Genomic DNA, 12,985 nt, shown 5'->3' with positions numbered 1-12,985 from the left:
ACGATGCCGCGTGCCTTCAGCGTCAGCAGAATGGCATAGGCCGCCGCTTTCGTGATGCCGACATCCCGCGCAAGGTCAGTCAGACGAGCGCCCTCCCGCCCCGAACCCGCGATCTTGTCGACGATATCCAGCGCTCGTCCCACGCTCTGTACCCGGTAGAGATCTTCAGCCATTGCGCACAATTCCTCCTACCTGTCATTAAACAGACACGCGTTAATAGTAAACACTGTTTCGTAATAAAAAATAAATCCTATCCAAGCAGTCTCTTCGTGCCAAAGACAGGATGCTACCAGGAATGAATCATGCACGTGACAGTACTCGGAGCAGGCACCGTCCTTCCCTGCGCCAACCGCAGCCCATCTGGTTACCTCGTTAATATCGCCGAAGAACGGCTGGTGTTTGATATGGGCGCGGGAACGCTGGCGCGCCTGCATTCGGCAGGGTTCAGCTACCGCGACCTCGACAAGGTTTTTATCTCCCACCTGCATTCCGACCATGTGCTCGATCTCATCGCCTTGCTGCAGGCTTTCAATGCCACACCCGGATGGACCCGCACGGCACCCCTCACCCTCATGGGCTGCAAGGGTTTGAGCGATTTCGTTGCCGGCATCATGAACCTGTTCGATGGCACGGTGCCGGAAAACTACGAACTGAATATCGTCGAATTGACTGCCGGCCGGCATGATTTTCCCGGCTTCGCCATCGAAACAGCACTGACCGGCCATACGGACAACAGCCTGGCATTCCGGCTTGAAGCCAATGGCCGGGTCTTTGTTTATTCCGGCGATGCAATCGAAAGCGCCGCCCTTGCCGGACTGGCCCGCAAGGCAGACCTTTTCGCCTGCGAGTGCTCCTTCCCCACAGGTTTTGTCACGGCGGATCATCTCACGGCCGATGGCGTTGGCCGCCTCGCAGCGTCTGCCGGGGTAAAACGCGTGCTGCTTACACATCTCTATCCGGATACGGATGACGACGAGGTGGCGCGGCAGGTCTGTTCCCTGTTTGACGGCGACGTCATCGTGGCGCGTGACGGCACGGTGGTGGTGCTGCCGTGAAGAGGATTGGGTTGGGAAAGCTCAACCGCACCTGGTTGGGCCTTCTGCCGCTGCTGGCATTCGTCAGTGCCTTCGAAATCCTGCCGGTCCTCATGCTGGTGAAGTCGAGTTTGAGCGGGCCGGACGGCTTGCTGCTGGGCAATTTTGCGCGGGCATTGACGCCATCCATCGCCACAGCCTTCGCCAACAGCCTGCAGTTGTCGCTCGCAACGGCCCTGGGCGGGACTCTTTTGGGGACGATCATCGCCTATGCCATTGCCACATCCTCCAACGCCACCGTCCGGCTTTCGCTGACCGCCCTTGCCAATGTCACGGCAAATTTCGGGGGTGCCCCGCTTGCCTTTGCCTTTGTCATCACGCTTGGCTCAACCGGCTTCATCACGATCCTGTTGGGCTATGCCGGTATCGACCTCTATCCCGGCTTCCGGATCTATTCGATCGGCGGCCTGGGTATCGCTTACCTCTATTTCCAGTTGCCACTGGCCATTCTGCTCGTCATCCCGGCCCTGAAGGGGCTGCGGCGGGAGTGGCGGGAAGCAGCGGAATGCCTCGGCGCTTCCGGCCTGCAATATTGGATCGGCATCGGGCTGCCCATTCTCGCACCAGCAATGCTGGCAAGTTTTTTCCTGTTGTTCGCCAATGCCTTCGGCGCCTATGCGACCGCGTGGACCCTCACCGGTTCCGACGTCAATATCATCCCTGTGCAGATCGCCGCCCTCATACGCGGCGAGGTGAAGCTTGACCCGTCACTGGCTGATGCGCTTGCGGTTCTTTCCCTGCTTGTCATGGGAAGCTGCCTCGTTGCCTATCAGCATTTCGTGCGCCGCATGAGGCATGCGGCATGACCATGAAATCGCTCACATGGCGGGCGCCGGTCATCGGTTCCTTCATCGCGTTCATGATCGTGCCGGTCATCGCAACGGCACTGTTTTCCGTCGCAACCCGCTGGGACCGGACCCTGTGGCCGGAAGGACTGACGCTGAACTGGTGGATCAAGGTTTCATCGCGCTCGGCTTTCCTCGATACCCTGATGAATTCGCTCTGGCTTTCCGCACTGTCTGTCCTGGTTTCGCTGATCCTTGTGGTGCCTGCGGCCTATCTCGTCCATGCGCGCATGCCGCGGGCCAAGCCATGGCTGGAATTCCTGTCGCTCGTACCCTTTTCCCTGTCGGGGGTGGTGCTGGCGCTTGCTCTCATCCGCCTCTATTCAAAGCTGCCGCTCCCCCTCATCAACACGCCCAATCTTCTGATTGCGGCCTATGTCATCATCACGCTGCCGTTCATGTACCGCGCGGTGATGAATGCCCTTGAAAGCGTGGATACGAACAGGCTTTCAGAGGCGGCCCAAAGCCTTGGCGCCAACCCCGCGCAGGTTCTGCTGCGGGTTATCGTGCCCAACATCGCACCTGGCATTGTCAACGGCAGCCTGCTGGTCTTTTCCACGGCCTTCGCCGAGTTCGTCCTTGCCAATCTGCTGACCGGCACGCGCTTCAAGACCTTTCCGATCTATCTCGTCGAGTTCACGCGTTCCGATGCCCGGCAGGCAAGCGCCCTTGCCTTCATGAGCTTTGCATTCGCCTGGCTCATTTCGCTTGCCATCCTGTGGAGTGCAACGCGGGTTCGCCAGAACGCGAGAGCCGATACCCCGCACTGAACGCAAACACCGACATGCACGCCGCAAGCGGGAGCGGCGTGTATCGAACAAACCCGCCTCTGGAGAAAACCATGACCAAGAAACTCGTTACCATGATCATCGGCGCTGCCGTCTTCAGCGCCCAGTTTCTGCCGGCGATGGCCGACGACAAGCTCGCCGCCGCCAAGAAGGAAGGCCAATATGTCAGCTATGGCATGTCGGATGACTGGGTCAATCTCGGTACCATCTTCGCCAATATTGAAAGCAAATACGCGCTCAAGCATGTCGATACCGACATGACCTCGGCGGAGCAGATAACGCACCTTCTCGCGGAGAAGGATGCACCTGTCATGGATATTGCCGATATCGGCTACGATTTCACCGCGCGTCTGCTGGAGAACGGCCTGGCTGCCAGCTACAAGAATACCTCGTGGGACAGCATAAAGCCGCAATACAAGGACCCCGAAGGCCGTTGGGCCGCATCCTATTGGGGCGCCATCGCTTTCCTCGTCAACACGGACAAGGTGAAGGAGCTGCCGCAGACCTGGAATGACCTGCTCAAGCCGCAATACAAGGACATGGTGTGCAGCCGCGATCCGCGCATCTCGACCTATGCAACAGCCTCCGTCCTTGCAGCAGCCTATGCCAATGGCGGCAGCGAGGCCAATGTGCAGCCCGGCCTCGACTGGTTCAAAACACTGCGCGACAGCGGCAACCTGCGCAACGGCGTTGTCCTGAATGTCGGCTCCGTGCAAAAGGGCGAATGCCCGATTTCCCTGGTCTATGATTTTGACGGCTTTGCCAAGCGCGATGCGACCGGCTTGCCGCTCAAGGTCATCATTCCCAGCGACGGTACCGTTGGAATGCTGTTCGCCCAGTACATCAGTTCGGTCGCGCCGCACCCGAACGCGGCAAAGGTTGCCATCGACTATCTGTTCTCCGATGAAGGACAGCTGCTCCTCGCCCAGGGCTATGCTCATCCGACCCGGGACATCGCGCTGCCAGACGACGTGAAGACGAAAATGCTGCCGGCCAGCGCCTATGAGAAAGTGCGTTTTCCAACCAATTTGACCAGCTTCTCCGGCGCGATCAAGGCGATTGCCGATGGTTGGGATAAACTCGCAAAATAGTTGCTTCCAGCACAGAAGCGAGCCGTGCGCTTACGTTGGTAAGCGCACGGTTTCATTATTAATTTATCATGAAAACATGACATCTATTTAATATATCGCTATAATTTCCATTTCATTGATGAAATTAAATTCCTAAAGCCGCACATGAAGAAACACATATCCGCCGGAGGCGCGAAGTGGCCGGTTCGGGAATATGATATCAAATATTTAAGTCTGTCAGAATTCGTTCTATTGCATTATGGGCAGTCAAATGAGAATGCTTGTTCCCATGAGTCGCGTTTGAGTCCGCAAGGAATTTGTTCCGATGCCTCGTTCAATGCTGAGCCCCGCTTTGCCGATGTACATTTCAAAATAATCCATCGCACCCGTCGAAATCTCCCGTGATGGTTCGTCATCACAGATGAGACGCATCAAGCGCTTCTGTTGCCGGACAAACCGGGCCTATCCAGATTCCATATCAAATCAAGGCAGCTCCATGACCCACGATACACCGACCTATGCCGATGGGACGTCGTCTGCGTCTCCCGTGCAAGACCATAGCGCCCGCGACAGGCTTGTCATTGCCTTGCTCCTGGTGTCGGCGTTTGTCGTCATTCTCAATGAAACCATCATGGGCGTGGCGTTGCCGCATTTGATGGCGGATCTGAAAATCACGGCAAGTGCTGCCCAGTGGCTGACCACGGCGTTCATGCTGACAATGGCCGTGGTGATCCCGATCACCGGCTTTCTGCTGCAGCGGCTGCACACGCGGCAGGTGTTCATTCTGGCCATGTCCCTGTTCAGCACCGGCACATTGGTATGCGCGCTGGCACCGGGTTTCCCGGAGCTGGTCGTCGGACGGGTCGTCCAGGCGTCCGGCACCGCGGTGATGATGCCATTGCTCATGACCACGATCATGAATCTCGTGCCGCCGGAAACGCGCGGCAAGACCATGGGCAACATCTCCATTGTCATTTCCGTGGCCCCGGCCATCGGACCGACCATTTCCGGGCTGATCCTTTCCGCACTCGACTGGCGCTGGCTGTTCCTGCTGGTCCTGCCGATCTCGCTGCTGGCGCTGGCCCTCGGCACCCTGCGCATGCGCAATGTAACGGTTCCGATCAAGGCGCCGATCGATATCCTCTCCATCTTTCTCTCGGCCATCGGTTTCGGCAGTTTTGTTTACGGCCTCAGCGGACTGGGCGAAGCCGCCATCCATACCCCGGCCGTATCGCCCTGGTTCCCGCTCGTGCTGGGAGCAGTGGTCATCGCGGTTTTCGTCCTGCGCCAGCTGCAGCTGCAAAAGCAGGGGCGGGCCCTGCTTGACCTGCGTACATTGACCATACGGACGTTCGCGATTTCGACCGCGATGATGGCGATCCTGATGATGTCGATGTTCGGCGTTTTCATCCTGTTGCCGCTTTATCTGCAGAACGTCCTCGGGCTTTCGACGCTGGAGACCGGATTGCTGATGTTGCCGGGCGGCCTGATCATGGGTCTTTGCGCGCCCACTGTCGGCAGCCTCTTCGACAAGTACGGACCGAAACCGCTGATCATCCCCGGCGCCATCGTCTTGAGCCTGGTGCTGTGGGGTCTCGTCTTCGTGCAGCAGGACACGCCCTTCTGGGTCCTTTTGATCGCGCATATCGTGCTGAGCATCGGCCTCGCGCTCATGTTCACGCCCCTGTTCACGGTCAGCCTCGGTTCATTGCCGCCGCAGCTTTATTCCCATGGCAGCGCCATGATCGGCACCACCCAGCAGGTGGCCGGTGCGGCGGGAACGGCGTTGGTTGTCGCCATCATGACCTTGCGTTCGGCAAGCCTTGCTACCGGCGGGGCCGATATTCTGACCGCCACTACCGGCGGCATCAAAACCGCTTTTCTCTGCGGAGCGATTATCTCGCTGGGCGCCGTCATCGCGGCATTTTTTATCCGGAAACCCGAAGGGAGCCAGACTTCAGGCGGGCATCACTGAACGGTTCAAGCCCGTTTCGTAGAACGTTGATCGCCGGTTTCGCCGTCCGAAAGGGTTTTCCGCACATCGGCCGCTGAAGCAGCATCCTGCCAGCGGTCCCGCAGATCCCGCAGGTTTACCTCTGTTCCGAGCAATCGCTTTGCCACACGCGGCAGGGATGCCGCCCCCATGCTGAGCTTGGTCACGCCGGACGCGACAAGAAGAAGGGCTGCATCGGGATCACCTGCGGCTTCACCGCAGACGGAAACCGGAATAGTGGTCGCTCCCGCCGCTTCGACAACATCGCGGATGAGGGAAAGTACGGCCGGATGGGCCGCATCGGCAAAGGTGCCAAGCCGTGGATTGCCCCGCTCCGCCGCAAGGGTGTACTGGGTCAGATCGTTGGTGCCGATGGAAAAGAAATCCGCCGCATGCGCAAACTGTTTCGCCGTCAGCGCGGCAGCCGGCACCTCAACCATGATGCCGAGATCAATGGGCCAGCGATGATCGATTTTTGCAGCATCGAGCGCCGCATGTGCCTCGTCCAGTGCCCGGCGCGCCGCGTGGAGCTCATCGACCTGAGTCACCATGGGCAGCATGATCCGCACATCGTGCCCGGCGGCAGCGCGCAGGATCGCACGCAGCTGCGTCTGGAAGATTGCCGGTTCCGCGAGGGAAAGACGCAAGCCACGCACACCGAGAAACGGGTTGGCTTCTTCAGGCATGTTCATATAGGGAACAGGCTTGTCCCCTCCGGCGTCCAGCGTGCGCACGACAATCGGCTTGCCCGCGAATACATCGAAGATCGCTTTGAGTTCGCGCATCTGCTCGATTTCACCGGGGGCCTCCTGCCGGTCCAGAAACATCATTTCGGTGCGCAGCAGCCCGATACCCAAGGCACCGGCTTTCACTGCAGCCTTGGCATCACCAACGCCGACAACATTGGCCCACAACTCAATTCGGCGCCCGTCGCGCATTTCGATGCTGCCGTCAATCAGGGGGGAGCCGGAAGCATCCCGCTTTTCTTCATCACGCGCTTTGAGGAAAGGCGCGCTTTGTTCGGGCGTCGGATCGAACAGAACAGCACCGCTGGCGCCATCGAATGCAACGGTTGCCGCATCCGCCGGAACAAGTCCTTCGGCATTGGCGATGGCCGGAATACCGGCCCCGCGCAGCAGGATTGCCGCATGCGATGTCGCGCCGCCGCGCCGCTCGATCACGCCGAGGACCTGAGCGGGATCGAGAACAAGGGCTACGGACGGCGGCAACTCGTCCGCAAGCAAGATGGCTGGCGGCCCAGCCGGCAGTTCAAACGCCGCACGGCCGAGCAACGCCGCGATGATTGTATCGCGCAGATCGAGCAGATCGGCTTCGCGCGCACGCAGATAGGCATCTTCAAGGCTGCGATATGCCAGTGCCGCCTTGTCAAAGACCGCCGAAACCGCAGCGGTTGCATTCAATTTTTCATCGGTGATTTTGGTCCGGGCAGCGGGAATGAGTCCAGGCTCGGCCAGAAGTCCGATTTGAACAGCCGCAATGTCTCCCGCCATGCCATGCGTCTTGCCCAAGGTTTCGCCGACGGAGGCGATGACGACATCCAGACGGGCAATTTCGGCCTGCGGATCGGCAATGAATGCGTTCGACACCTCGAGCACGGGGCGCTTGAGAACAGTCAGCGGTCCAACGGCGATCCCCGGAGAAACGGGTGTCGCATTGCCTTTTGCGACGACCTGTGCGGGTGCTGCTGCAGGGTCGGCCTTGCCGGCCAGGCTCTGGATCAGGTCGCGCATGGCGGATACGGCCTCTTGTGCATCCGCACCGCTCGCCGTGATGATGAGGCGATCGCCTTGCCGCACGCCAAGCGTCATGAGGTCGATCATGCTGACCGCCGAAGCGGCTGATTTGTTGCCTTCCGCCCGGGCAATGCCGATCTGCGATTTGAATTTTGCAGCCAGTGCCGCAACCTGCGCGGCAGGGCGCGCATGCAGACCATGCGGATCCGGAATGACCGCCTCCGCCGTGGCATCGGGCGCGCCGGTATCTGCCGGTGCGGCTTCCGGCGCGGACAAAACCTCACCGCCCAGCTGCTCGATCTTGGGCCGCAGCGCCTGCACTGCCTGACGCTCAACCTCCGCGCGCGGCAGGCCCTGCCCTGCTGCCACCGCAGCCGCGATGGCACCTTCGACAAACGGCGCCGCCGATAAAATCACACGCGTGCGCTGGTCACCCTCGGTCAGGTCCAGCGCCATCTCCGCCGACAGAAGTGCGCTGCCGAGATCCATAAGCACGAGACAGCCCGCCGGATGGTCCGCCTCGGTCAAGGCTTCGAGAATACGCATGGCGTCGGTGCCGATCTCGTCACCATTGTCCCCCATCCCGGCGGCGCAGATGATCGTGACCGTATCCCCGGTCATCTGCCGCGCCAGCGTGGCGACACCCTCGGCAAGCATGCGGGAATGCGAAACGAGGATGAGCGCGACGTGATCAGACGCGCCGCTCATGCTGCGGCAACATCGGCGAGTGCTTTAAGCAGGTAATGGGTGGACGTCGCGCCGGGATCCTGATGCCCCACGCTGCGGTCCCCGAGATAACTCGCGCGGCCCTTGTGCGCAACGAGCGGGATGGTTGCCTTCATGCCGGTTTCGGCGGCCGCCGCGCTCAGGGCCAGCGCTTCGGCAAGCGGCTTGCCGGCGGCCTGCTTCAGCGCATCGGCGGCAGGAGACAGCGCATCGATCATGGTCTTGTCGCCCAGCGCCGCCTTGCCGCGCTGCACGATGCCGGCAAGGGCGGCTTCCAGGCACGCCGTCCAGTCGGCAAGGGTAAGATCAACCTTGCCCGTCGCCTTCACCGCAGCGCTGAGAAAAAATGTCGAATAGAGCGGACCGCTGGCGCCGCCCACGGTCGAGAGCAATGTCATCGCCGCCGTCTTGAAGACAGCAGCGGCATCCGGGAATGACTGGTCCGCCAGTTTGGCTTTGACCGCGAGGAAGCCGCGGGCCATGTTCTCACCGTGATCGCTATCGCCGATCGGCGCATCGAGTTCCGTCAGATAGGCCTTTTCACGCTCATAGACATCGGCAGCACGGTTGATCCACGTGACAAGCGTTGCGACGGACAGCACATCCATTTGAGTATCTCCCGGATAGATTTTGACAACAATGGTCCCACCCCGCGAACGGGATGGGACTTGATTTCACAGCTTGGCCGAAGCCCGGACAGAGGGCTTCAGCCGATCATGTCAGGCACCCCAGCGCAGCGATGGCGTGACCACCGGAGCGTCCCAGAACTTCACCATTTCATCGTCCAGTTTCAGCAGGGTGATCGAGCAGCCCGCCATTTCCAGACTGGTGACATAGGACCCGACAAGATTGCGGACGACTTTCAGCCCGTGTTTCGCCGCGATCTCATATGCCTTGCGATAGACGATATACAGTTCGATCTGCGGCGTCCCCCCCATGCCATTGACGAAGAGAAGCACATTGTCGCCGCTCTTGAAAGGCAGGTCCTCGAGAATGGGCTCGAGCAGCATTTCCGCCACGCGATCCGCACTCTCTAGCTTCACCCGGTGCCGGCCCGGCTCGCCATGAATGCCGATACCGATTTCCATCTCATCCTCCTGCAGGATGAAGGATGGCTTGCCCGCATGCGGCACGGTGCAGGCCGACAATGCCATGCCCATGGAGCGGCCGTTGGCATTGACCCTGCGGCAAAGATCCGCCACCGGTGCGAGCGGCATCCTGGCTTCTGCGGCACCGCCGCATATCTTCTCCGCCAGAACCGTCGTGGCAACGCCGCGCCGGCCGGCGGTCCATGTCGAGTCCTTCACCGCCACGTCATCGTCGATAACAACGCTTTCGACGTCAATGCCTTCTGCCCGGGCAAGATCGGCGGCCATTTCGAAATTCATCACATCGCCGGTATAGTTCTTGACGATGTGAAGAATGCCTGCGCCGCCGTTGACTGCCTTTGATGCTTCCAGCATCTGGTCCGGGGTCGGGCTGGTGAAGACCGCTCCCGGGCAGGCTGCATCGAGCATGCCACGGCCGACAAAGCCGCCGTGCATGGGTTCATGACCGCTGCCGCCCCCCGAAAGGAGGGCGGTTTTTCCCCGAACGGGCGCATCGGCCCGCGTGATGAAATTGGGGTTGCGGTGGACTCGGATCAGATCGCCATGGGCGGCAGTCATGCCGTCCAGAGCTTCCTCCACGACAGCGTCGGGAGCGTTGATCAGCTTTTTCATGCCAGCCTCCTTGGGTTAAATCAGGGCCTTGATGAAGAACGCAGCAATGATAGCACCAACGATAGGACCGACCACCGGAATCCACGAATAGCCCCAATCGGAGCCGCCCTTGCCGGAAATCGGCAGCACGGCGTGAGCAATACGCGGTCCAAGATCGCGGGCCGGATTGATGGCGTAACCGGTGGTTCCGCCGAGCGACAGGCCGATGGCCCAGACCAGCATGGCAACCATGTAAGGTCCGATGGCCGGGGTGATGCCGGCGCCTGCAACCGCTTTCGAGAAGATGGCGGCAATGACGAAGACCAGCACGAAGGTGCCAATGATTTCACTGATAAGGTTTGCCCCGGTATTGCGAATGGCCGGTCCCGTGCAGAAAACCGCAAGTTTCAGGCCGGCGTCCGATGTTTTCGCCCAATGCGGCAGATATTGCAGCCAGACGATAACCCCGCCGAGGAAAGCACCAATGAGCTGAGCCGGAATATAGGACGCAATCTTCGAATAATCGCCCGATACAACAGCAAAACCGATTGTCACTGCCGGATTGATGTGCGCGTCGGGACTGCCTGTCGATGTGGCGACAAACACGCCCGCGAGCACCGCAAATGCCCAGCCGGCGGTGATTGCCACCCAGCCCGCATTCTGCGCTTTCGAACCCTGCAGCAAAACACCGGCAACGACGCCGTCGCCGAGAATGATGAGCATCATCGTCCCCAATAGTTCACCGATGAATGGTGTATGCATAGTCTCCTCCTCCTCAAAATGATGATGAATGGCACAAAGGGAGCTGCAACGAGCGCAGCTCCCCCAATTGACGATGTATTAATCCACCCAGTCGAGCGACCGGGTTACGGCCTTGTTCCAGGCGGTAAAGAGCTTGGTACGCTCGGCCTTTGACATGGCCGGATGCCAACGCTTGTCGACACCCCAGTTTTCCACGATGTCATTGGTGGATTTCCAATAACCGACGGCGAGACCGGCGGCGTAGGCGGCACCGAGGGCTGTGGTTTCGATGACCTTCGGGCGCACGACCGGCACGTCGAGAATGTCCGACTGGAACTGCATCAGCAATTCATTGACGGTCATGCCGCCATCCGTGCGCAGTTCCTTGATCTCGACCTTGGAGTCCTTGACCATGGCGTCGAGCACTTCGCGCACCTGGTAGGCGCTGGCCTCAAGCGCCGCGCGGGCGATGTGCCCCTTGTTGGCAAAACGTGTGAGGCCGGCAATGACGCCGCGGGCGCTGTCCTTCCAATGCGGCGCATAAAGACCGGAAAACGCCGGGACAAAATACACGTCGCCATTGTCTTCCACCGTCCGGGCCAAAGCTTCGACGTCGGGGCTTGTCTGGATGATGCCGAGGTTGTCACGCAGCCATTGCACGAGGGCGCCGGTGATGGCGATGGAACCTTCGAGCGCATAAACCGCCTTCTTGTCCCCGAGCTTGTAACCGACCGTTGTCAGCAGGCCGAAGGTCGATGGAACGAGCTTTTCACCCGTATTCATCAGCATGAAGCAGCCGGTACCATAGGTATTCTTGGCTTCACCCGGATTGAGGCATGCCTGGCCGAACAATGCCGCCTGCTGATCGCCGAGAATGCCGGCAACGGGCACGCCCTGGAGCGGCGCCGCCTTGATCTCACCATAGACTTCACTCGACGAGCGGATGGTCGGCAGGCAGGCGCGCGGAATGTTGAAGAGCTTGAGAATCTCGTCATCCCAATCCAGGGTCTTGAGGTTCATCAGCTGCGTGCGGGAGGCATTCGTCACATCCGTGATGTGAATGCCGCCATCGGCGCCGCCGGTGAGGTTCCAGACCAGCCAGGTATCGATATTGCCGAAAAGCACCTCTCCCGCTTCAGCCTTGGCGCGCGCGCCGGGCACATTGTCGAGAAGCCAGTGCAGCTTCAATCCGGAAAAATAGGTCGCAAGAGGCAGGCCTGTCTTTTCGCGCAGCCGATCCTTGCCGCCGTCCTTCTGGTAGCGGCCGACGAGTTGGTCCGTGCGTGTATCCATCCAGACCACGGCATTGTGCAGCGGCGCGCCGGTCTTCTTGTCCCACAGGACAGTTGTTTCGCGCTGATTGGTGATACCGACCGAAACCAGATCCGATGCGGAAAGCTTGGCTTTCTTGAGCGCACCGGCAACGACGCTCATCGTGTTGCGCCAGATCTCGATCGCGTTGTGTTCAACCCAGCCGGGTTTGGGAAATATCTGCTCGTGTTCCTTTTGATCGACGGCAATGACAGTACCCTTTCGATCAAAGATGATGAATCGGGAACTGGTTGTGCCCTGATCAATGGATCCAACATATTTCGTCATACTTTCCTCCTGTTTCTTCTCTTGCGTTCGGTGTGGTGTTTCGGCTCGGCCAGAGATCGCAACCGCAAGCCTCCCGGCTCCCCAGACGGATTGCGATCCCCTTGGTTTGGATGTCGGATGGTGAATTGAAAACAAGGTTCTGAGCAGCTATTGCGTCACGGCAAACGGCGCGTTTTGGACTGGCGGCCATGCTCAAAAGAAGTGACGGCGTGCACGCTGGTCCGGCAGGCTCATGATCGGAGAAACGCCAAATCCTGCTATCGGGTACCCCGCAAAACGCCGTGTCCACGGCGGGCTGGGCAACGCCGCAGCCGTCGAGATCAACTCCGAAAACAATGAGCCCGTAAGGACGTGCTTGCACGTGCCACCCCAACTCTAGCGTTCCACCGGATACAGCCGCTGTCTAAGCGATCATTTGTCGTTGATGAAACGATAACCGAAACCAAACGCGAAGGCAAGGAATGTAAAGTGAAAATAAAACGCGCATTCACAACCGCTTACACGTCACTGAATGCGCTGGCCTCGCGGCCAGCCGCCACCTGCTATTGCGATCGGCGCTGGACGGTTTTGGCCATGAAGGTTTCGAGGGCGTCGGCCTGGGCGTCGGTCACATGCAGGCCGACCTTGGTGCGCCGCCACAGGACATCCTGTGCGGTCATCGCCCACTCCTGCGCG

The 12,985-nt window shown here is 59.8% G+C and carries 11 protein-coding genes; 5 read left to right on the top strand and 6 right to left on the bottom strand.

What is annotated here, in order from left to right; all coding sequences use genetic code 11:
* Positions 1 to 173: helix-turn-helix domain-containing protein (locus RDL77_RS24870; protein WP_353885000.1), on the bottom strand; the 173-nt coding region annotated here is incomplete at its 3' end.
* Between the two features lie 129 nt (positions 174 to 302).
* Here RDL77_RS24870 and RDL77_RS23805 point away from each other — a divergent pair.
* The 5 genes from RDL77_RS23805 (at position 303) to RDL77_RS23785 (ending at position 5,772) form a co-directional block, all read left to right on the top strand.
* Positions 303 to 1,055, top strand: coding sequence for an MBL fold metallo-hydrolase (locus RDL77_RS23805; RefSeq protein ID WP_288194968.1), 753 nt, complete (start codon positions 303 to 305; stop codon positions 1,053 to 1,055).
* Between the two features lie 11 nt (positions 1,056 to 1,066).
* Positions 1,067 to 1,900 (top strand): ABC transporter permease subunit, encoded by an 834-nt coding sequence (locus RDL77_RS23800; protein ID WP_288194967.1) that lies wholly within the window; start codon positions 1,067 to 1,069, stop codon positions 1,898 to 1,900.
* Positions 1,897 to 2,709, top strand: a complete 813-nt coding sequence (locus RDL77_RS23795; RefSeq protein ID WP_288194966.1) for an ABC transporter permease — start codon at positions 1,897 to 1,899, stop codon at positions 2,707 to 2,709. Before RDL77_RS23800 ends, RDL77_RS23795 begins: the two co-directional genes overlap by 4 nt.
* Before the next feature lie 71 nt (positions 2,710 to 2,780).
* Entirely contained in the window at positions 2,781 to 3,818 is a 1,038-nt protein-coding gene (locus RDL77_RS23790; protein ID WP_288194964.1) for an ABC transporter substrate-binding protein, read from the top strand.
* Between the two features lie 475 nt (positions 3,819 to 4,293).
* Positions 4,294 to 5,772 carry an MDR family MFS transporter gene (locus RDL77_RS23785; protein WP_288194963.1) on the top strand — a complete coding sequence of 493 codons (1,479 nt, stop codon included), beginning with the start codon at positions 4,294 to 4,296 and terminating at the stop codon, positions 5,770 to 5,772.
* A 5-nt stretch (positions 5,773 to 5,777) separates the two neighbouring features.
* Here RDL77_RS23785 and ptsP read toward each other — a convergent pair whose 3' ends face one another.
* The 5 genes from ptsP to glpK all read right to left on the bottom strand — a co-directional run bounded on the left by ptsP (position 5,778) and on the right by glpK (position 12,310).
* Entirely contained in the window at positions 5,778 to 8,252 is a 2,475-nt protein-coding gene (gene ptsP / locus RDL77_RS23780; RefSeq protein ID WP_288194962.1) for a phosphoenolpyruvate--protein phosphotransferase, read from the bottom strand.
* Positions 8,249 to 8,878 (bottom strand): dihydroxyacetone kinase subunit DhaL, encoded by a 630-nt coding sequence (dhaL, locus tag RDL77_RS23775; protein ID WP_223615866.1) that lies wholly within the window; start codon positions 8,876 to 8,878, stop codon positions 8,249 to 8,251. The genes ptsP and dhaL overlap by 4 nt, the downstream gene beginning before the upstream one ends.
* Before the next feature lie 111 nt (positions 8,879 to 8,989).
* Complete coding sequence (gene dhaK, locus RDL77_RS23770; protein ID WP_223615867.1) at positions 8,990 to 9,991, bottom strand: dihydroxyacetone kinase subunit DhaK; 1,002 nt, start codon at positions 9,989 to 9,991, stop codon at positions 8,990 to 8,992.
* 15 nt (positions 9,992 to 10,006) lie between these two features.
* Positions 10,007 to 10,732, bottom strand: a complete 726-nt coding sequence (locus tag RDL77_RS23765; protein ID WP_223615868.1) for an MIP/aquaporin family protein — start codon at positions 10,730 to 10,732, stop codon at positions 10,007 to 10,009.
* A gap of 78 nt (positions 10,733 to 10,810) precedes the next feature.
* Entirely contained in the window at positions 10,811 to 12,310 is a 1,500-nt protein-coding gene (gene glpK, locus RDL77_RS23760) for a glycerol kinase GlpK (protein WP_223615869.1), read from the bottom strand.
* Positions 12,311 to 12,985: the final 675 nt, after the last annotated feature.

This window comes from uncultured Phyllobacterium sp. (assembly GCF_902479695.1).
Taxonomy (GTDB): domain Bacteria; phylum Pseudomonadota; class Alphaproteobacteria; order Rhizobiales; family Rhizobiaceae; genus Phyllobacterium; species Phyllobacterium calauticae.
This window is presented reverse-complemented; position numbering and strand designations above follow the sequence as displayed.